The following is a 19,257-nucleotide window of genomic DNA, read 5'->3' on the forward strand; positions in this document are numbered from 1 at the left end:
TCAGTTCTCCTCGTCGAGCAGGGTGGATCCGCCGGCGTCGGCAGGGGTGGGGACCTGGCGGCGGGCGCGCTGGACACCCGCGCGGTGCCGGTTGAGCTGGCGTCGGATGGCCTCGGGGTCGCGGGCCACGGGGGCAGGGCCACTCGTGCCGGCCTGGCCGGGCACGAGGGTCGAGCCGGGGCGACGCATCGGGAGGCCGCTGGCGGACACGCCCGCCGGCTCGGCCACCACGGCCCGCTCCGCGGCCTGCCACCCCTCGTCGATCGCGCTGGACGCCCAGGGCAGGTCGCCCTCGCCGCCCTCGCTGAGCCAGCTCGAGGTGAGCTGGCGGAAGATCGGCGTCTCCGACACCGAGGCCGGGTCGAGGTCGCGGATCGAGCGCAGGTCGCGCGAGGCGATCGGGAAGACCGGTGCCGACTCCGCCTGCGTGGGCTGCGTCGTGGCCGGCTCGACCTGCCGCTGGGGAAGCCGCTGGGGCAGTCGCGTCGGCAGTCGGGTGGGTTCGTCGTCCGAGCGCTGCGACCCCTCGTCGGACGCAGTCTCGTATGCCGTCGCCTCACCGCGCGATGCACGCTGCGGTCGGGCGTCGTCGAGCGAGGCGACGGTGGCCGTCCGGACAGCGGGCGTCTCGGCCACTGGGGACTCTGCCACGGGGGCCTCGACCGCCGGCTCCTTCACGCGGGGCGCGTCGACGCGACGGGGCTCCTCGGAGGGCGCCCCCGCCTCGGCGACGACCGGGGCCCCCGGACGCACCACAGGGCTCTCCTCCGAGCCAGGGCCTGATGGGGCAGCGGGCGCGGCAGGCGCGGCCGGTGCGGCACCGAGACCGTTGCCGGACCCTGCGCCCGTGGCGCCCGGTCGACGGCGCGGCAGGCCGGGGGACTCCTCAGCCCTGGGCGCGGACTCCTCGGCCTTGGGGACCGACGTGGGGCTCATCGTCGACCAGGCCGCGATGAGGTCGTGGCCGGACGCCGGGCCCGAGGGCCGGACGGCGGCGGGCAGGTTGGGCACGGCCGTGAGCGTCGGGACGCGGGGCCGGTTCGATGAGGCCGGGTCGGCTGTCGCGCCGACACTCTCTGTGGCGTCCTCGCCGTCCGCGCCGTTGGCCCCGACCTCGGCGACGGGAGCGGCGAGCAGCTCCGCCGCGGACGGCATACCCGGCTCCTCGAGCGCGTCGCGCTCGGAGGCGAGCACCGACGACGGGAGGAACACCGAGACGACCGTGCCCGTGGACTCCGGGTTCTGGCGGATGCGCACGGTGACCTGGTGGCGGATGGCGAGCTGGCCGACGACGTAGAGACCCATGCGCCGGGCGGTCTCGGTGGTGACCTCGCCGCCGGTGATGAGAGCGTCATTGGCGGCCTGCATGGCGTCGAGGGGCATGCCGAGTCCGTTGTCGACGACCTCGACGAGCGTGCCGCCGTCGATGCCGCGGGCGATGGCCACGACGACGGTGCTGTCCGGCGGGGAGTACGACAGGGCGTTGTCGATGAGCTCGGCGAAGAGGTGCACGAGGTTGGGCACCGCGGCGGAGGAGACCACGAGGTCGCTCGCTGCGACCTCGACCCGCTGGTAGTCCTGCACCTCGGAGGTGGCAGCCCGCAGAACGTCGCCGAGGGCGAGGTCCTCACCGGTCACGCCGCGTGGCGCCGCGCCGGCGAGGACGAGGAGGCTCTCGCCGTTCCGGCGGATGCGGGCGGCGAGGTGGTCGAGGCGGAACAGGCTCTCGAGACGGCGCGGGTCGTCCTCGTCGCGCTCGAGGTTCTCGATGAGGCCGAGCTGCTGGTTGATGAGGGACGTGCTGCGACGCGAGAGGGTCTCGAACATCGCGCTGACCTGGCCACGCAGGCGGGCCTGCTCGGTCGCGAGCTGGATGGCCTCGGTGTGGAGGACGTCGACGGCCCGCGCGAGCTGGCCGACCTCCTCGGCGGTGTGGACCGGCAGGGGAGTGACCGGGTCGGGGTCCTGGCCCGCGCGGATCTTCTCGAGCGCGGTGGGCAGACGCTCGCTGGCGACCTCGAGGGCGCCCAGACGCACCCGCTTGATGGGCTCGAGGAGCATGCGCGCCACGGCGAGGGCGAGCAGGACTGCGGCGACGAGGAGGCCGATGGTGGCGACGGAGTCGCGGATCGCGGTCGCCCGGGCGTCGTCGGCCTTGGCGCGCATCGCGGAGAGGACCTGGTCGTTGATCCTGTTGGCCAGCGTCGTGTAGAGGGCGCCGGTGTCCGCGGCACGCGCCAGGCCGGTGGTGCCGTCGGCCACGGCCTGCGCGGAGGAGAGGCGGAGCTCGTTGCCGGAGGCGAAGGCGTCGACGAAGGTGTCCTGGGCGCCGAGGGTGCTCGAGAGGGCGGCGATGGCGGTCGCCTCCTCGCCGATGGCGTTGCCGAGCGCCAGCGGGTCGACCTTGGTGCCCTCCTTCGGGAGGGTCGTGAGGAGGCGCTGCTCGGTCAGGGCGACCTGTCCGGCGAGGATGTCGCGCACCGTGGTGAGACGGGTGTCGGACGTGGCACCGGCGAACTGGTTGAGGACGACGGTGACGTGCCCGACGGCGTCGGAGAGCTGGCTCGAGAGGGTCTCGACGGGGGTGTCGGCGGTGGCGTCGCGCAGCGGCTGGGCCGACTCGAGGGCCTGGTCGAGGCTGCCGGCCTGCTCGTCGGTGAGGCCGGCCGAGCGCATCGCCCGGCGCAACGCGGTGACGTTGGTGTCGAACGTCGTGCGAGCCCGCTCCACCGCGCCGTCGTCGGTGCCGCGACCGGCGATCGCCGCGGCGGCGGCGCTGTCGACCATGCGCACCGCAGGCTTGAGGACGCTGACCCGGGACTCGAGCCGGCTGAAGTTCTGGGCGTCGCTCGTCGCGCTCGCGACCCGCAGCCCGCCGAAGGTCGCGGCCAGCAGCATCGGGATGGCCAGGGCCAGCGCGAGCTTGCGCCGCAGGGACCACTCCTCGATGGCGTACCAGGGGATGTCGTCCGGTCGCCGGACCTCCTCGATCGCCTTCGCTCCACTCACGGGGGTTTCCCTTTCCAGGCTCTTCTCCTCGCGTCCCGTGAGGAGCCACGGAGCGGTGCGAGCGCCCCGGTGCGCCGCCGGATGCGGAGCGTGAGGGGCTGATCAATTCGGGCTAGTGCCACACCCGCAGGGGGACGGTAGCAGCACGACATCCGTGATTTTGGCCCTTCGGACAAACTGCCGTCGGACGTGCCTCACGTCGCCGTTAGCCTCGTGCCGTGTCACCGTCACGCTCGGCCCTCGACCACACCCCGCGCCACGGTGTGCGGACCTTCACGCCCCGCTGGCGCACGTCGCCGCTGACGGCCGAACGGATGGAGCGGCTGCTTCCTCGGCACACGGTCCCCGGGGAGGGAGTGCTCGACCCGCAGGCCTGGTTCGGCCGCTCGGCGCCGGTCGTCCTCGAGATCGGCTCGGGCCACGGGGCGGCGGCAGTCGCCTACGCCGACGCGCACCCCGAGCACGACCTGCTGGCCGTGGAGGTCCACGTGCCCGGTGTGGCGCGGATGCTCGCCGCCGCCGAGCCGCTCGGCCTGACGAACCTCTGGGTCGAGCGCGGCGACGCGATGCCGCTGCTCACCGACCGCGTCCCCAGCGGCTCGCTCGCGGCCGTGCACCTGTTCTTCCCCGACCCGTGGCCCAAGGCCAAGCACGCCAAGCGACGCTTCGTGCAGCAGCACACGCTCACCCTGCTCGCCGACCGGCTCGCTCCCGGTGGCGTCCTGCGCATCGCCACCGACCATGCCGTGTATGCCGCCCACGTCCGTGAGCAGGTGGCGCACCACGCCCGCTGGGACGTCGTCGAGGGGGAGCGGCCCGACTGGCGGCCCAAGGACGGGTTCGAGGCCAAGGGCCTGGCGGCCGGGCGCACCGTGGCCGAGTTCGCCCTCACCCCTCGCGCCTGAGATCGGCTGGGACCTGTCGGGGTAGCCAGATTCGAACTGGCGACCTTCCGCTCCCAAAGCGGACGCGCTACCAAGCTGCGCCATACCCCGTCGCACCTCGTGGTCACGGCGCGCCGACACGGGACATGACGTCCCGATTTCGGTTCCCGCGGAGGCGGCCACTAGGCTAACCCCTGCTCCGAGCCGGACGGTCTACGCCGTCCACGACGAGCGCGCGGGCGTAGCTCAATGGTAGAGCCCCAGTCTTCCAAACTGACTACGCGGGTTCGATTCCCGTCGCCCGCTCCAGACCGAGGTATGCCGTCCGCTCACTCGAGCGGACGGCATACCTCTTTCTCGTGGGGCGTCAGGCGCGGAAGGCGAGCCAGGCGTCGCTCATCCGCTCGGCCTGTCCACGCGTGAACATGTTCATGCAGGAGTCCTGCGTGTAGTCCATGAAGTTGTGGATCGGGTCGAGCCCGGGTGCGGTGCAGGTGTCGGCCCCGACCGGGCAGTCGAACTGCGGCTGGGCCTCGCGCGGGGTGTCCGCGACGTAGTCGCCGGAGGCGGAGCAGCCGTGGGCGAACGTGTGCTCGAGCATGAGCCAGTGGCCGACCTCGTGGGTGAGGGTGTCGCCGAGCGAGTACTTGCCGGCGGTGCCGCCCGGCATCGACTCGTCGAGCATGACGACGCCGTCGATGAAGTCGCGGCCGTTGTTGTAGCCCTTGGGGAAGTAGGCCCAGCCGAGGAGACCGTCACCGATGTCCGCCACGTAGACGTTGAGCGTGCGCGAGTTGCCCTCGTAGAGAGCTGCCTTCATGTCGCGCTCGACCTTGCCGGGCGTGACGGTGTTCCAGACCGGGTTGACCGTGAACGTCGTCTTGGTGAGGTTGAAGCGGAAGGGGGTGTCGGACGCGTCGGCGGCGGTCTTGCCGGAGTACGAGTCGTTGAGCACCTTCATCTGCGCGGCGATCATCGTGTTCATGCGGGTCGTCGCGGCCGGGCTGAGCTGCTCCTTGGACACGACGTGGAAGATCGTCGGGATCTGCACCGACCCGGCGGCCATGAGCGGGCGGTCCTTGATGACGCCGTACGCGTTGGCCTCGTTCTTGCTGTAGAGCTCGGGCTCCTTGGCGTTCTTCGCGGTGTCGCGCACGCGGGCGGCCGAGGTGGCGCCGGCGCCCGGGTCGCACGCTGCGACGGCAGGCGAGGGGGTGCCGGCTGCGCTCACGCTGGCCGGTGCCGACACCGCGAAGGTGGAGGCGGCGAGGGCGAGCACGCCGAGCGCGGGGCGGATGAGACGTCGTGACATGGGGGTCTCCTCATGGGCTGCGGGCCGGGTCCGGCCACTCGCAGGAACGTACTCCCGCTCGGGCGCCTGTGGGGGCCGAAGGTGGCGACGATTCGGCGCGCGGTGTCAGGGCCGTTAGCATGGGGAGGAGTTGGATCTCGTTCGATGTGCCATGCGCTGCGTGCGCATGACCGCGCCGTCCCGGCGACGGAGTCGCACACCGATCCGCGATCGCATCCGCGGGCTCCGAGCCCGCACAGACCACTGATCCCAACACGTGTGGAGTGCCTGAAGTGAAGAGTGCCGTCGAGACCCTCAGCCCGACCCGGGTCAAGCTCATCGTGGAGGTGCCCTTCGACGAGCTGAAGCCCGACCTGGACAAGGCGTACCAGACGATCGGCAGCCAGATCCAGATCCCCGGCTTCCGCAAGGGCAAGGTCCCCTCGCGCATCATCGACCAGCGCGTCGGTCGTGGCGCCGTCGTGCAGGAGGCCGTCAACGAAGCCCTCCCGCGCTTCTTCGCCGAGGCCGTCGACGCCGAGGGCGTCAAGGCGATCGGTCAGCCCGAGGTCGACGTCACCGCCGTGCCGCTCGAGGACGGCCAGGACTTCGAGTTCACCGTCGAGACCGACGTGCGTCCCGAGATCGAGCTCCCCGAGCTCGAGGGCATCGCCGTCGAGGTCGACGAGGTCAAGGCCTCGGACGAGGACATCGAGGAGCGCCTCACCGACCTGCGCCAGCGCTTCGGCACCCTCTCCACCGTCGAGCGCGGCGTCGAGAGCGGCGACGTCCTGTCCATCGACCTCTCGGCCGTCATCGACGGCGAGGAGATCGACAGCGTCGAGGGCGTGACCTACGAGGTCGGCTCCGGCAACATGCTCGAGGGCCTCGACGACGCCGTGACCGGCGCCAAGGCCGGCGACACCGTGACCTTCACCGCCCCGCTCGCCGGTGGCGACAAGGAGGGCCAGGACGCCGAGTGCACCGTCACCGTCCAGTCCGTCAAGGTCCGTGAGCTCCCCGAGCTCGATGACGACTTCGCCCAGCTCGCCTCGCAGTTCGACACCCTCGCCGAGCTCCGTGAGGACGTCGTCAAGCAGGCCGAGCAGGCCAAGAAGTTCGAGCAGGGCGTCCAGGCCCGCGACAAGGTCCTCGAGCACCTCCTCGACTCGGTCGAGGTCCCCGTGCCCGACGGCATCGTCGAGGCCGAGGTCAACAGCCACCTCGAGGGCGAGGACCGCCTCGAGGACGACACCCACCGCGCCGAGGTCGACGAGAGCACCCGCAAGGCGCTCAAGGGCCAGTTCCTCCTCGACGCCCTCGCCGAGAAGCTCGAGATCTCGGTCGAGCAGCCCGAGCTCATCGAGTACCTCATCATGAGCGCGCAGCAGTACGGCATGGACCCGAACCAGTTCGCCCAGGCGATCGACCAGCAGGGCCAGGTCCCCGCGATGGTCCAGGAAGTCGCGCGTCGCAAGGCGCTCGCGGCCGTCCTCGAGAAGGCCGTCGTCACCGACACGGCAGGCAACTCGATCGACCTCAACGAGCTCGTGCCCCAGGCCGAGACGGTCGACCCCGAGCTCGAGGCCGACGACGACGCCGAGGCCCTCGAGACCGAGGCCGCCGACGCCGAGACCGAGGAGACCGCGAAGGCCTGACGCCTTCGACGCGAACCACGACGTATGCCGTGTGCCCACCACGAGGTGGGCGCGCGGCATACGTGCGTCTGGTGTCCGGCAGGTTGCGGTCCGCGCCGATCCGTGATGAGGGTGGAGGCATGAGCGACGACAAGCAGATCACCGTGACCCGCACGATCGATGCGCCCGCCAGTGAGGTCTTCGACGTGCTGAGCAACCCGCAGCGCCACCAGGAGCTCGACGGCTCCGGCTTCGTCCGGTCCGTCGAGCAGGCCGACCGGATCCAGAAGGTCGGCGACGTGTTCACGATGAACATGTCAGGCGACCACATGGGCGGGGACTACCAGACCGACAACCACGTCACGGGCTACGACTCCAACGCGCTCCTCGCGTGGCAGACGGCCCCGGCCGGGACGAACCCGCCCGGGTGGGAGTGGGTGTGGCGCCTCGAGCAACAGGGGCCGGACCAGACGCTCGTGACCCACACCTACGACTGGTCCAAGGTCACCGACAAGGACCTGCTCCAGAAGGTGTCGTTCCCGCTCGTGACCGAGCACCAGCTCGAGGACACGCTCGGTCGTCTCGCCGAGGCCTCGTCGGGCTCCTGACCCTGTGGTGGTGAGCCCGGGCTGCTGAGCGGCTCAACCTGCGGGCGGTGGCGCGGTCGTGTCGCCGACCCGCAGGTGCACCTCGAACGGCGTGCTCGCGGGGGACTCGCCCGCGAGAGCCCGGCGGGTGATGGCACCGAGCAGTCGACCCTTGGCCTCGCCGGACTGCACGACCGTCGTGAGCCGGGCGTCCAGCCAGGGCAGGTCGACGCCGTCGAACCCGGTCACCGACACGTCCTCGGGGACGCGCATGCCGAGCGCCTCCGCGGCGCGGACGACCCCGGCGGCGAGGAGGTCGGACTGCGCGACGACCCCGGTGGGGCGGTCCTGCGGCACGACGTCGAGGAGCAGGCGGCCGGCCACCTCGCCCTGGACGACGTCGGCACGTTCGGTCTCGACGACCGCGCCCTGCGGTGCCGTGTCCAGGAAGCCGAGAGCGCGTTCTCGCGCATCGGCGTAGACGGCGCCGTCGATGTCGTCGCGACCGACGCGGTGCGTGGGCCGCGGTGCGCCGAGGGGCATCGTCACGTGGGCGAGCCGGGTGTGGCCGAGGTCGACGAGGTGGCGGGTGGCGCAGGCCGAGGCGCCGTGCTCGTCGATGACGACGTGGATGACCTCGTCGCGCAGCGGCGCGCCGGCGCCGACGAGGGGGACGCCGCGGGCCACGAGGTGGTCGACGAGCGGGCTCTCGTCGCGTCCGCACAGCGGGAAGATCGCGGCGTCGACGGCGTGGCCGGCGAGCGCGTTGTCGGGGGAGTCGGCGTGGTCGGCCATGAGCAGCATGCTCGTCCCCATCGAGTCGAGCTCCTGGGCGAGGCCGTCGAGGACGGTGAGGGCGAAGGGGTCGCGGAAGGCGTCGAGCAGGCGCTCCTCGACGATGACGGCGACCGTGCCCGACCGTCCCTGGCGCAGCGAGCTGGCGAGCGGGTCGGGTCCGGCGTAGCCGAGGTGGGTCGCGGCCGCACGCACCCGGTCGGCGGTGTCCGGCGCGACCGGGCCCCGACCGCTGAAGACGAGCGAGGCGGTGCTCGTCGCGACGCCGGCCCGGTCGGCGACGTCACGCAGCGTCACCTTGCGGGTTTGACGTGGACGGGTCATGGACGAGAGACTATCGAATCGATTCGACCCGCGGCAAGGTGACCTGTCGCCGCCGGCACCGCTGCCGCCGAACCCGTGACACCCGCCCGACCCGCAGCCCCCGTACCGCTCCACCTCGATGCGAGAGAACCGCACCATGACCACCACCGCCCTGCCTCGCGAGCGCGTCGTCGCCGCCCGCACCGCCGTCTTCGTCGTCTTCGCCCTGGCCGGCATCGCCTTCGCCACGTGGGCGTCGCGGATCGCCGACGCCAAGGCGGGCCTCGACCTCTCGGCGGGCCAGCTCGGCGCCACGCTCTTCGCGATGTCGGCGGGCTCGATGCTCGCCATGCCGTCGACGGGCCGCATCGCCGAGCGCTACGGCGTCGTCTCGACGATCCGCGTGGGGATGCTCATCGGGATCGTCGGCTTCGGCGTCGTCGGCGCCGGGGTCGACCTCGCCGAGTCCCGCCTCGTCGTCGCCGCCGGCCTGTTCCTCATCGGCTCCGGCGTCGGCGTGTGGGACGTCGCGATGAACCTCGAGGGCGCCTCCGTGGAACGGCTCCTCGGCAAGACGGTCATGCCCCAGTTCCACGCCGCCTTCAGCGGTGGCACGGTCGTGTCCGCCCTCATCGGGTCCGGCATGTCGTGGGCCTCGGTCCCGCTCCTGCCGCACCTGCTCGGCTCGGCGCTGCTCGTCACGGTCGGCGGCTTCGTGGCGATGCGCGCCTTCCTGCCGCGCGAGGTCGAGGACGCCGAGCACGAGAAGGACAAGGCCGCCGAGGCGGAGGCGCGCGCCGAGGGCGCCGAGCGCGCCGACGGCACGGCGTCCGCCGCGAGCCCCGCACGTTCGGCGTGGCTCGAGCCGCGCACCCTCCTCATCGGCCTCGTCGTGCTCGTCGCCGCCTTCACCGAGGGCACCGCCAACGACTGGCTCGCCGTCGCCTTCGTCGAGGGCCACGACCTGCCCACCTGGGCCGGGGTGCTCGCGTTCGCGACGTTCCTGTCCTTCATGACGATCGGGCGCCTCCTCGGCACGCGTTGGCTCGACACGTACGGGCGCGTCCCCGTGCTGCGTGCGACGTTCGTCCTCGCGGTCCTGGGCTCGCTCCTCGTGATCTTCGGCAGTGACTGGATGGCCTTCATCGGTGCCGCCGTCTGGGGTGTCGGCGTCTCCCTCGGGTTCCCGGTCGGCCTCAGCGCCAGCGCAGACGACGCGAAGCGCGCCCCGGCCCGCATGTCGGTCGTGGCGACCATCGGCTACTTCGCCTTCATCGCCGGCCCGCCCGCGCTGGGCTTCCTCGGCGACCACGTCGGCGTGCTCCGCAGCCTGCTCGCCGTCGGCACGATGGCCCTGCTCGTCCAGCTCATCCTCGAGAGCGTGCGCGAGCCGGCGACGGCGGCGACGACCGCCGAGGCGGAGCCGGCGCGCGGTCGCGGCTGAGCGGCATACCCCGTCCGTCCGGGCATTGTGCTCAGGGCGAACAACGCCCGGGGGCGGGAGTGTCCCGGCGGACGTGCGCGTTAGGGTCAGCGAAAGGCACGACCCCACGATCACGGCAGGAGCGACCAGCGTGAGCAGCAACGAGATCGTCGCAGCCGGTCCGGGCGACAAGCTCGGCCTCGACGACAGCATCTACAACCGCCTCCTCAAGGAGCGGATCATCTTCCTCGGCTCCGAGGTGCGCGACGAGAACGCCAACGCGATCTGCGCGCAGATGCTCCTCCTCGCCGCCGAGGACTCCGACAAGGACATCTGGCTCTACATCAACAGCCCCGGTGGCTCGGTGACCGCCGGCATGGCGATCTTCGACACCATGCAGTGGGTCCCCAACGACGTCGCCACGGTCGCGATGGGCATGGCCGCCTCGATGGGGCAGTTCCTGCTCTCCGCGGGCACCCCGGGCAAGCGCTACGCCACCCCGCACGCCCGCGTCATGATGCACCAGCCCTCCGGCGGCATCGGCGGCACGGCGTCCGACATCAAGATCCAGGCCGAGCAGCTGCTCCACATCAAGAAGCAGATGGCCGAGCTCATCGCCGAGCACACCGGCCAGACGCCCGAGCAGATCGAGGCCGACTCCGACCGCGACCGCTGGTTCACGGCGAGCGAGGCCAAGGAGTACGGCTTCGTCGACCACGTCTTCTCGCGCGCCGACCAGGCCGGTCCCTCGTCCGACAACCCGGTCACCGACTGACCCGGCGACCAGGAGAGATCACTGACATGAACGCCAACCACCTCACCCCGCAGGGCCGCCTCGGTGTGCCTGCTCCGTCGAGCCGCTACATCCTGCCGCAGTTCGAGGAGCGCACCTCCTACGGCATGAAGCGGACCGACCCCTACACCAAGCTCTTCGAGGACCGCATCATCTTCCTCGGCGTGCAGGTCGACGACGCCTCGGCCGACGACATCATCGCCCAGCTCATCGTGCTCGAGTCCCAGGACCCGGACCGCGACGTGCTCATGTACATCAACAGCCCCGGCGGCTCGTTCACGGCGATGACCGCGATCTACGACACGATGCAGTACATCCGGCCCGACGTGCAGACGTTCGTCGTCGGCCAGGCTGCATCGGCCGCCGCGGTGCTCCTCGGCGCCGGTGCGCCGGGCAAGCGCTACGCGCTGCCGAACTCCCGGGTGCTCATCCACCAGCCGGCGATCGAGGGCACGGGCGGCATGGCCTCCGACCTCGAGATCCACGCCAACGAGGTGCTCCGCATGCGCGAGTGGCTCGAGGACACCATCGCCAAGCACGCGGGGCGCGACGTCGAGCTCGTCCGCAAGGACATCGAGCGCGACAAGATCCTCTCCGCGGCCGACGCCAAGGAGTACGGCCTCATCGACGAGGTCCTCGTCTCCCGCAAGGCGGCTCTCGAGAGCTGACCGCTCGCTCCACACGCGCATCAGGTATGCCGTCCGCTCACCCGAGCGGGCGGCATACCTGCGTCTGGGGCACCAGCTCGCGGGCTGGCGGCCGTCGCGGTTGTCGGGGGCACCCTGCGTCCTCGGGCCCAGATGTTGACCCGACTCTGCGAGATGGTGGCGACAACTTCGGGGTCGATGCTCAGGCGCCGAGGTCGAACCACACGTTGCGCCGCTCGGGGGTGATCCCGACCTGGGCAAGGATGGCCGCGAGGCGGTACTTCTGCACCGCCTCCGCCCACACCCACCGCGCGACGCGGGCCTGCCGCCGTAGCCGGTCCTCGCGCTTCTTCTCGGCCCAGACGATGCGCTCGACGTCCTGTGGCCTGCCACCAGGCGGCACCCGGTACTTGAGCCGGCCGTCGAACTCGCCGACGGCGCCGGTCCAGCCGAAGTCGGTGTCGCCGATGTGCCCCTGGTCGTCGTGGTAGGCCACCTGCAGCTCTGGGCGAGGGAGTCGGAGCACGAACATCTGAACCCGCGAGAGGCTCTCGCCGGGAGTCATGCTGCGACCGTCGGCGAGCTCTGCCATGAGGGCGGCGGCGCCCCGTCCGTGCCCGCGAGCGGGTACGGACGCCGCCTCGTCGAGGAGTTCGGCCCGGGTGCAGAGACCATGGCGGAGTGCGTGGTCGGCGGCGGTGACGGCGTCGTGCATCGTGCCCGTCCGGGCGAGGTCGACGACGGTTCGGGCCACGGGAGTGACGAGGAGTCCATCGACCTCTGCCGGCTCTGTCTCGCTCCCGAGGAAGGGTCGCAGGACCTGGGCTCCGCTGACACCTCGGCGCGTCACGAGGTGGTGGACGTGCGCCGGCCAGGGCGTGATGCGGGGGAGCCCCCACAGTGCGGCCGCGGCCTCGCGTGCGAACACGAGCTCGCCCGGTCCTCGGCGCGTGAGTGCGGACGCGTGAACGAGCGCGGCGTGCCGGTGCAGCGTGTCCATCGTCGCGAACGCGTCAGCCCGCACCCAGACCCCGTGCCTCACTTGGTGCCACGAGCCGCGGGTCGGCTCGATGCCGAGGCGCCGCAGGTCGGCCGCGTGGTGCAGGCACGTGGGGTCGAAGGCCGCGTGGGCGGGTGGTCCGAGCATCGCCCCAGCGTGGCAGCGGACCGTGTGCGGGCCGTCGGGTTCTCCACAGGTATGGCGTCTGTCGGGCCCTGCCTGCGCTGTCGGCCCAGAATTCTCCGGCGACGACGCGAGATGGCCCCGACAATGGTGCAGGTCATCGATGAGGCGAGGGTTCGACGACCCCGGTCGGCGGGGCTGACGGCGGTGGGTGGGTGGCGTTCTGCCGAGAGCGGACAAGCGCGACTCACCCCGTGTCGGAGGCGTTGAATGGGTTGCGTCGACGCGCTCTCGAAGTAGTGTCGGTGACGTCGCAGCAGCCCGACCCCGGGTCGTGCCAGCGGCACCAGTCGTCAAGCGAAGGGACCGGACCCAGTGGCACGAGTCGGAGAGACCAGCGACCTGCTGAAGTGCTCCTTCTGCGGCAAGTCCCAGAAGCAGGTCAAGAAGCTCATCGCCGGACCCGCGGTCTACATCTGCGACGAGTGCATCGAGCTCTGCAACGAGATCATCGAGGAGGAGCTCGCCGAGTCCTCCGAGCTCGGTGGGCTCGACGAGCTCCCCAAGCCCCGCGAGATCTTCGAGTTCCTCCAGCAGTACATCATCGGGCAGGACGTCGCCAAGAAGTCGCTGGCCGTCGCCGTCTACAACCACTACAAGCGCATCCAGGCGGGCGACACCATCGGCAAGAAGGACGCCGACCACGTCGACATCTCCAAGTCCAACATCCTGCTCATCGGGCCGACGGGCTGCGGCAAGACCTACCTCGCGCAGACCCTCGCCAAGATGCTCAACGTCCCCTTCGCCATCGCCGACGCGACGGCCCTGACCGAGGCCGGCTACGTCGGCGAGGACGTCGAGAACATCCTCCTCAAGCTCATCCAGGCCGCTGACTACGACGTCAAAAAGGCCGAGACGGGGATCATCTACATCGACGAGGTCGACAAGATCGCCCGCAAGTCCGAGAACCCGAGCATCACGCGCGACGTGTCGGGTGAGGGCGTCCAGCAGGCGCTCCTCAAGATCCTCGAGGGCACGACCGCGAGCGTTCCGCCGCAGGGTGGCCGCAAGCACCCGCACCAGGAGTTCATCCAGATCGACACGACCAACGTGCTCTTCATCGTCGGCGGCGCCTTCGCCGGCCTCGAGAAGCTCATCGAGTCGCGCAACGGCAAGAAGGGCCTGGGCTTCGGCTCCGAGCTGCACACGCCCAAGGACCTCGCCGAGTCGATCCACGAGGTCATGCCCGAGGACCTCATGAAGTTCGGGCTCATCCCCGAGTTCATCGGACGCCTCCCCGTCATCACGACGGTCTCGCCGCTCGACACCAGCGCGCTCGTGCAGATCCTCACCGAGCCGCGCAACGCCCTCATCAAGCAGTACCAGAAGATGTTCCGCATCGACGGCGTCGAGCTCGAGTTCACCGACGAGGCCATCGAGGCCGTTGCCGAGCAGGCACTCGCCCGCGGCACCGGCGCCCGCGGACTGCGAGCGATCATGGAGGAGGTCCTCCTCCCCGTGATGTTCGACGTGCCGAGCGACGACGAGATCACCAAGGTCGTCGTCACCGACGAGGTCGTCCGCAAGAACGTCCTGCCGACCGTCGTGCGTCGCGACGCCGGGCCCAAGCGCCGGAAGCGCACCGCCTGAGTCCGCGGCAGCCCGACCCGGACGCCGACCCGGACGCCGACCGGGTCCGTGCCTGGTCGGCGGAGATGCGGTCGGGTGCACGACCGGCTGCGTCGTGCCCTCTTGCTCGCCCGCGAGGCGGTCGACTCCGGCGACGGCACGAACGCGATCGCGGCCGACCTGCTGATGCACTGCCACGGGTTCTGCGCCGCCCTCGACGGCCACCACCGCAGTGAGGACTCCGGCCTCTTCCCGCAGATCGCCGCGGCCCGACCCGACCTCGCGCCCGTGCTCGCCCGCCTGAGCCAGGACCACAGCATGATGAGCCACCTCATCGGGGAGTTCGAGCACGCACTCTCCTCGACCTCGGACCGCGAGACGCTCCACGCGCACCTCGACGGGTTGGACGCGATCGTCGAGAGCCACTTCGGCTACGAGGAGCGCTCGCTCCTCTCAGTCCTCGACGAGGTCCCCCTCGCGCTCGACCGGCAGCAGGCCTTTGGCGCGATCGCGGACTGACAGACCACCGCGTCGGTATGCCGGCCGACCCAGACCGTGGCGGCCGCGCCCATCCCGCACGCCCGGGTTCACCTCGACTCGCCCCGCAGCCGTCCGCCCACCTCGCGCGACCGGACTCACCGGACTCGCGCCGCGGCCGTTCGCCCACTTCGCGCGACCGGACTCACCAGGACGTGCGCCGCGGCCGTCGGCCCACGTCGCGCGACCGGACTCACCGGGAGTCGCGCCGCTCCGGAGGGCCCGCGACCGAGAGCCAGAGCGCCAGCCCGAGTAGGGCGAGGGCGGCGACCGCGGCATACGTCACGACGGAGTCGCCCGCGGGCCGGGACGCTGTCTGCGACATGAGCAACGCCCAGACGGGGAGCGAGAGACCCAGGACCGCCAGACCTCGCCGGACCCACCGCTCGACGCTCGCCCGCGGCACGGGCGCGCTCGGCGGGAGGGCGGACGACAACGATGCGGACAGGTGGATCGTCAGCAGTCCGACCGCAACGACGAGGGTGAGGACCCAGTCGCCCACCCCCTCGGGGACGGTGTTGCTCATGAGCCAGTGCAGACCGTGCAGGGTGACGAGCAGCGCCGTGAGCCGCGACCCGGGGTCGAGCACGACGAACGGGGTGAGCGCGACGAGGACGGCTGCCGCGACGAGCGACCCCAGCGGGCCGACGACCACGGTGAGCACCGCCAGCGCGACGGAGACCACGCCGATGACGGCGCGCAGCGCGTTCTGCGACGGGGACCTCAACGCGTCACCACCCTCGGGGAGCGGCGCTGGCGGGCGATGTCGCGCATGACGAGGTCGAGGGTTCCGGGTCCCACCCACGGGACGATGGGGACGCCGCTGAGCCGCGTGCGCGACACCTCGCGCTCACGTTCGAGGAGCCGGAGCCGCCACGCCAGACGCGCCGAGGCGGAGGCCGAGCGCTCGGGCACGAGCCCGGCGAGCTGCTCGTCGGTGAGGTCGCCCGTCGCCATCGTGCGGGGCAGGGTGTCGACGACGATCGTCGAGGTGCCGCGGCGGGCCAGCTGTGCGGCGTGCGCGAGGACCTGGACCGAGACGGCCGGGGTGAGGAAGACGACGAGGGTTCCCGCCGACACGGGGTGCAGCAGCTGGCCGCGCAGGCGCTTCTCGTCGACGACACCTCCGTCGGCGACCCGCACCCGGGCCAGGACGTCGAGGACGCGGCGCAGCTGGTTGGTGCCGAGGCCCGGGGTGAGCCGCGGGCTCTGGTGCGCACCGAGCACCTGCACGCCGACCCGGTCGCCCGCGCGCAGGTAGTGCTCGGCCACGGCCGCCGCCGCGCGTACGCCGTTGTCGAGGCTGCTGCCCTCGCCGTCGAAGCCGCTGCTGCGCCCGAGGTCCTGCATGGCGTCGACGAGCAGGAGGATCTCGCTGTCCTCGTCGGCATAGGTCGTCGTGACGTGCAGCTCGCCCGTGCGGACCGACACCGGCCAGTGGATGCGTCGGAGCCGGTCGCCGAAGCGGAAGGCACGCACGTCGGCGAGCTCGCTGCCGTCACCTTGGTGGCGCGAGCGGCTGCGGCCCACGAGCCCGTCGGGATCGGGCGCGGGGGTGCGCGCCGAGAAGGCCTCGGGGAGCGGGACGGTGGGCACGAGGGGTGCGTGGACCGGTCCGGGCTCCCAGACGTGCGCGCCGAACGCGCTGCCCACCGCGCAGGTGGCCGGCCCCAGTCGGCGCAGGCCCCAGCGGGTGCTCTGGAGGAAGACGTCGAGCCGCACGCGGCCCCCACGGACCTCGCCCACGGCCACGGCCTGACTGGTCGGCGTGTAGCGGGTGAACTCCGTCTCGGTGACGGAGAGCCCGACCTCCTCGACGCCTGGCCCGGGCGCGACCGAGGCCGTCCACGCCGTGGTCTGGCCCTCGCGCAGGACCGAGTGACGCAACCACGCGTGGACGACGGGAGTCACCACGGGTCGTCTCACGTGCGCCCAGACGGCCACGACGGCGAGCGGGGTCCCGAGGGCGATCGCATCGGGACGGCGCATCACCGCCCCGACGCCGAGCAGCAGCAGGCTCACGACGATCGCGCGGGTGTGCGCCGGGGTGGGTCGCCAGCGCGCCGACAGCACGCTGGCCTCGGGCTCCTCCGACACCGCGGTCCCGTCGCCGGGGGAGTCGGTGCCGACAGCAGCATCACCGCGGGTGTCGGTCCCGGCAGCAGCGTCGGCGGGGGAGTCGGTGCTGCTCACGGACCCTCGTACCCGGTGCGCCTCTCGCCCTCGGTCGGCGAGGGCGTCGGCACCGACGACAGGATCGAGCTGACCACGCTCTCGGCGGTGACGTCGTTGATCCACAGCTCGGGTCGCACCGTGACGCGGTGGTCGAGGGCGGCGTGCGCCACGGCCTTGACGTCCTCGGGGGTGACGTAGTCACGACCGCGGATCACGGCATACGCGCGGCTGGCGAGCATGAGCGCGAGGGAACCGCGGGGGGAGGCGCCGAGGACGAGGCTCGCGTGCGAGCGGGTCGTGGCGGCGAGGCGCACGCAGTAGCGGCCCACGCTCTCGTCGACGGTCACGGTCTCGACGGCCCGCTGCATCGCGACGAACCCGGCGGCGTCGGTGACCGCGGGGACGGTCTGCGACTCCTCACGGCGGTCGATGCGGCGGCGCAGGACCTCCCACTCGTCGGCGCCGCTCGGGTAGCCGAACGACACCCTGAGCAGGAACCGGTCGAGCTGGGCCTCGGGGAGGGGGTAGGTGCCTTCGTACTCGACCGGGTTCGCCGTCGCGAGCACGTGGAAGGGGCGCTCGAGGGCGAAGGTCTCGCCCTCGACGGTGATCTGGCCTTCCTGCATCGCCTCGAGCAGTGCGGCCTGCGTCTTGGGCGGGGTGCGGTTGATCTCGTCGGCGAGCAGCAGCTGGGTGAACAGCGGCCCGCGGCGGAAGACGAACTCGTGCGTGCGCTGGTCGTAGATGAACGCGCCGGTGAGGTCGCTCGGCAGCAGGTCCGGGGTGAACTGTGCCCGCGCGAAGTCGATCCCCAGCGCCTGCGCGAAGGAGCGCGCGGCGAGCGTCTTGCCGAGGCCCGGGAAGTCCTCCATGAGGACGTGCCCCCCGGACAGCAGCCCGGCGAGGACGAGCTCGAGACTCTCCCGCTTGCCGACGACGGCCCGCTCGACGGCGGACAGGATCTGGGCGGAGAGGGCTCCGACCTCGCGCAGGGTGGGGGTGTCGCTCACTCAGTTCTCCTCGAGTGTCGTGATGAACGATGCGAGCTCGTCGGTGGTCACCGGCCGAGGTGTCGCGGAGGTCAGGTATGCCGTGAGCCCGGGTCCCAGCGCGGCTCTCGTGGGCTCGTGGTCCAGGGTGGTCGAAAGGCCCTGCGAGGTGAGCCGGGCCTCGGCGGCCGAGCGCACCAGTGCCCGGACGTCGGCGCGCGCGCCTTCGTCGCCGGCGAGCGCTGCGTCGATGGTGCGCGAAAGCGAGGTGACCCGCCGGTCGCTGCCTCGGACGCGCTCGGGCGCACCGGCGCTCGTCGTCCACTCGACCTCCCGGTGCGAGCGGAACAGCCAGATCGCCAGCGCAGCGACGACGAGCAGGAGGCCGGTCGAGGCGACGAGCAGGAGCGGCCGGTCGAGCGCGGGGAGCACGCTCACGACGAGTCCGAGCACCGCCGCGACCGCGACGCCCGTGGCGATCTCGTGACCACGCACGAGGGTGGCCAGGTGCTGCCTCATCGCCGTGGGCTCCCCGGACCGCCCGAGCTCCCGGAGCTCCCGGAGCGTCCCGAGCTGCCCGTGCCTCCCGGGCGCGCGGGGCCGGCCGGGATCCCACCCATGGCCAGCAGCGGGCGGGTCAGCTCGTCACGCACCGTCCGCAGCGCCTCGCGGGCGGCGCTCCGGTGCGTCTCACCGATCGGGTGGGTGGAGAAGCGGGCCTCACGGTAGAGCGCCGCGAGCCGCGAGATCGCCGCGCGGTCGACGTCGTAGCCCTCGAGCACGGCGGCGACGAGCTCGGTGGGCGTGCGGGTCAGGTCGTCGTCGATGCCGACCTCGACGGCGGTGCGTTCGAGGGCGAGCCAGGCGTTGATCACCGCCTCGCTCGAGCTCCCGCGGTCGAGCTGTGCCTCGCTCTCCCGGACACCGGCGAGGAGGACGTCGGGGAGCACCGGCGCCTCGACGTCGTCCTTGGGGGTGACGGGGTCGCGACGAAGCCGTCGGAGCACGGCGCGCACGACGAGCGCGACGACGACGGCGACGATGACGACGAGCAGGACCCGCAGCGTCCACGCCACGACGTTGGCGACGAGCTCGTTGTCCTCGATGGTCCGCGACCTCTCACCGGTGGGGTTGCGCGCGTCACCGGTGTCGGGCTCGACGAGCTCACCGAACTCCTCGTCGGTCGGTGGGCTCAGGACGGGCGTCGTGAACGCAGCGATGGGCCCGGCGCCGGACACCCAGGCCGCGAGCAGGAGGGTGGCGGCAGTGCCTGCCGTCCATGCCCACTCGCGTCGCCCCATGGGAGGTGAGCCTATGCCTCCGACCTCGGTCCGGGGTGGAGAACCCCGGGTCGCACCGCCCGCCACGCGCTCTCGCACGACGTCGCGCCACGCGTCCCACAACCCGCTCGGCACACCGGCGGTCGCGCGCTGGA

Annotated in this window: 17 protein-coding genes and 2 tRNA genes; 9 read left to right on the plus strand and 10 right to left on the minus strand. The window is 71.9% G+C overall.

Annotated elements, in window-relative coordinates:
• Complete coding sequence (locus ACSQ11_RS11975; protein ID WP_436005659.1) at positions 1 to 3,009, minus strand: ATP-binding protein; 3,009 nt, start codon at positions 3,007 to 3,009, stop codon at positions 1 to 3.
• 218 nt (positions 3,010 to 3,227) lie between these two features.
• Between ACSQ11_RS11975 and trmB the strand changes: the two genes are divergently transcribed.
• Entirely contained in the window at positions 3,228 to 3,914 is a 687-nt protein-coding gene (trmB, locus tag ACSQ11_RS11980; protein WP_436005661.1) for a tRNA (guanosine(46)-N7)-methyltransferase TrmB, read from the plus strand.
• Positions 3,915 to 3,930: 16 nt separating this feature from the next.
• On the opposite strand, the gene ACSQ11_RS11985 is transcribed toward trmB, so the two are convergent.
• A tRNA-Pro gene (locus ACSQ11_RS11985) sits at positions 3,931 to 4,004 on the minus strand.
• 124 nt (positions 4,005 to 4,128) lie between these two features.
• Between ACSQ11_RS11985 and ACSQ11_RS11990 the strand changes: the two genes are divergently transcribed.
• Positions 4,129 to 4,202, plus strand: a tRNA-Gly gene (locus ACSQ11_RS11990).
• A gap of 58 nt (positions 4,203 to 4,260) precedes the next feature.
• On the opposite strand, the gene ACSQ11_RS11995 is transcribed toward ACSQ11_RS11990, so the two are convergent.
• Positions 4,261 to 5,205 (minus strand): zinc metalloprotease, encoded by a 945-nt coding sequence (locus tag ACSQ11_RS11995; RefSeq protein WP_436005663.1) that lies wholly within the window; start codon positions 5,203 to 5,205, stop codon positions 4,261 to 4,263.
• 272 nt (positions 5,206 to 5,477) lie between these two features.
• Between ACSQ11_RS11995 and tig the strand changes: the two genes are divergently transcribed.
• The gene (gene tig / locus ACSQ11_RS12000; protein ID WP_436006766.1) at positions 5,478 to 6,842 is read left to right on the plus strand and encodes a trigger factor; all 1,365 of its coding nucleotides are present in this window, start codon (positions 5,478 to 5,480) and stop codon (positions 6,840 to 6,842) included.
• A gap of 119 nt (positions 6,843 to 6,961) precedes the next feature.
• The gene (locus tag ACSQ11_RS12005) at positions 6,962 to 7,429 is read left to right on the plus strand and encodes an SRPBCC family protein (protein WP_436005665.1); all 468 of its coding nucleotides are present in this window, start codon (positions 6,962 to 6,964) and stop codon (positions 7,427 to 7,429) included.
• Between the two features lie 33 nt (positions 7,430 to 7,462).
• Here ACSQ11_RS12005 and ACSQ11_RS12010 read toward each other — a convergent pair whose 3' ends face one another.
• Complete coding sequence (locus ACSQ11_RS12010) at positions 7,463 to 8,527, minus strand: LacI family DNA-binding transcriptional regulator (RefSeq protein ID WP_436005667.1); 1,065 nt, start codon at positions 8,525 to 8,527, stop codon at positions 7,463 to 7,465.
• A gap of 136 nt (positions 8,528 to 8,663) precedes the next feature.
• Here ACSQ11_RS12010 and ACSQ11_RS12015 point away from each other — a divergent pair, with 136 nt between their 5' ends.
• The 3 genes from ACSQ11_RS12015 (at position 8,664) to ACSQ11_RS12025 (ending at position 11,390) form a co-directional block, all read left to right on the plus strand.
• Positions 8,664 to 9,950, plus strand: coding sequence for an MFS transporter (locus ACSQ11_RS12015; protein WP_436005669.1), 1,287 nt, complete (start codon positions 8,664 to 8,666; stop codon positions 9,948 to 9,950).
• A 130-nt stretch (positions 9,951 to 10,080) separates the two neighbouring features.
• Positions 10,081 to 10,704: an ATP-dependent Clp protease proteolytic subunit gene (locus ACSQ11_RS12020; protein ID WP_436005671.1), complete on the plus strand. Its 624-nt coding sequence runs from the start codon at positions 10,081 to 10,083 to the stop codon at positions 10,702 to 10,704.
• Between the two features lie 26 nt (positions 10,705 to 10,730).
• A complete protein-coding gene (locus ACSQ11_RS12025) occupies positions 10,731 to 11,390 on the plus strand; it encodes an ATP-dependent Clp protease proteolytic subunit (RefSeq protein WP_436005673.1) in 660 nt (219 codons plus the stop codon).
• Positions 11,391 to 11,571: 181 nt separating this feature from the next.
• Here the strand turns inward: ACSQ11_RS12025 and ACSQ11_RS12030 are convergent, their stop codons facing one another.
• A complete protein-coding gene (locus ACSQ11_RS12030) occupies positions 11,572 to 12,516 on the minus strand; it encodes a hypothetical protein (RefSeq protein WP_436005675.1) in 945 nt (314 codons plus the stop codon).
• Positions 12,517 to 12,867: 351 nt separating this feature from the next.
• Here ACSQ11_RS12030 and clpX point away from each other — a divergent pair, with 351 nt between their 5' ends.
• Together clpX and ACSQ11_RS12040 are read left to right on the plus strand one after the other, a co-directional pair.
• Positions 12,868 to 14,142 carry an ATP-dependent Clp protease ATP-binding subunit ClpX gene (gene clpX, locus ACSQ11_RS12035; RefSeq protein WP_436005677.1) on the plus strand — a complete coding sequence of 425 codons (1,275 nt, stop codon included), beginning with the start codon at positions 12,868 to 12,870 and terminating at the stop codon, positions 14,140 to 14,142.
• Positions 14,143 to 14,217: 75 nt separating this feature from the next.
• Positions 14,218 to 14,640: a hemerythrin domain-containing protein gene (locus ACSQ11_RS12040; protein ID WP_436005679.1), complete on the plus strand. Its 423-nt coding sequence runs from the start codon at positions 14,218 to 14,220 to the stop codon at positions 14,638 to 14,640.
• 211 nt (positions 14,641 to 14,851) lie between these two features.
• Here ACSQ11_RS12040 and ACSQ11_RS12045 read toward each other — a convergent pair whose 3' ends face one another.
• From ACSQ11_RS12045 to ACSQ11_RS12065, 5 genes are read right to left on the minus strand one after another with little or no spacing between them, the layout of a single operon-like run.
• On the minus strand, positions 14,852 to 15,385 hold the full coding sequence (locus ACSQ11_RS12045; protein WP_436005683.1) for a hypothetical protein: 534 nt from the start codon (positions 15,383 to 15,385) through the stop codon (positions 14,852 to 14,854).
• A complete protein-coding gene (locus ACSQ11_RS12050; RefSeq protein WP_436005685.1) occupies positions 15,382 to 16,851 on the minus strand; it encodes a DUF58 domain-containing protein in 1,470 nt (489 codons plus the stop codon). Before ACSQ11_RS12050 ends, ACSQ11_RS12045 begins: the two co-directional genes overlap by 4 nt.
• Positions 16,848 to 17,843, minus strand: coding sequence for an AAA family ATPase (locus tag ACSQ11_RS12055; protein WP_436005687.1), 996 nt, complete (start codon positions 17,841 to 17,843; stop codon positions 16,848 to 16,850). The genes ACSQ11_RS12050 and ACSQ11_RS12055 overlap by 4 nt, the downstream gene beginning before the upstream one ends.
• Positions 17,844 to 18,341 (minus strand): hypothetical protein, encoded by a 498-nt coding sequence (locus ACSQ11_RS12060; protein WP_436005689.1) that lies wholly within the window; start codon positions 18,339 to 18,341, stop codon positions 17,844 to 17,846.
• Positions 18,338 to 19,123 carry a DUF4129 domain-containing protein gene (locus tag ACSQ11_RS12065; protein WP_436005691.1) on the minus strand — a complete coding sequence of 262 codons (786 nt, stop codon included), beginning with the start codon at positions 19,121 to 19,123 and terminating at the stop codon, positions 18,338 to 18,340. Before ACSQ11_RS12065 ends, ACSQ11_RS12060 begins: the two co-directional genes overlap by 4 nt.
• Positions 19,124 to 19,257: the final 134 nt, after the last annotated feature.

The organism is Knoellia sp. LjRoot47 (assembly GCF_964253435.1).
Classification (GTDB): Bacteria; Actinomycetota; Actinomycetes; order Actinomycetales; family Dermatophilaceae; genus Knoellia.

Bases quoted from the DNA above. Each gene is read 5' to 3' on its own strand.
- ACSQ11_RS11995 (WP_436005663.1), bottom strand. From the start codon at position 5,205: ATGTCACGACGTCTCATCCGCCCCGCGCTCGGCGTGCTCGCCCTCGCC.
- ACSQ11_RS12005 (WP_436005665.1), top strand. From the start codon at position 6,962: ATGAGCGACGACAAGCAGATCACCGTGACCCGCACGATCGATGCGCCC.
- ACSQ11_RS12010 (WP_436005667.1), bottom strand. From the start codon at position 8,527: ATGACCCGTCCACGTCAAACCCGCAAGGTGACGCTGCGTGACGTCGCC.
- ACSQ11_RS12015 (WP_436005669.1), top strand. From the start codon at position 8,664: ATGACCACCACCGCCCTGCCTCGCGAGCGCGTCGTCGCCGCCCGCACC.
- ACSQ11_RS12025 (WP_436005673.1), top strand. From the start codon at position 10,731: ATGAACGCCAACCACCTCACCCCGCAGGGCCGCCTCGGTGTGCCTGCT.
- ACSQ11_RS12030 (WP_436005675.1), bottom strand. From the start codon at position 12,516: ATGCTCGGACCACCCGCCCACGCGGCCTTCGACCCCACGTGCCTGCAC.
- ACSQ11_RS12060 (WP_436005689.1), bottom strand. From the start codon at position 18,341: ATGAGGCAGCACCTGGCCACCCTCGTGCGTGGTCACGAGATCGCCACG.
- ACSQ11_RS12065 (WP_436005691.1), bottom strand. From the start codon at position 19,123: ATGGGGCGACGCGAGTGGGCATGGACGGCAGGCACTGCCGCCACCCTC.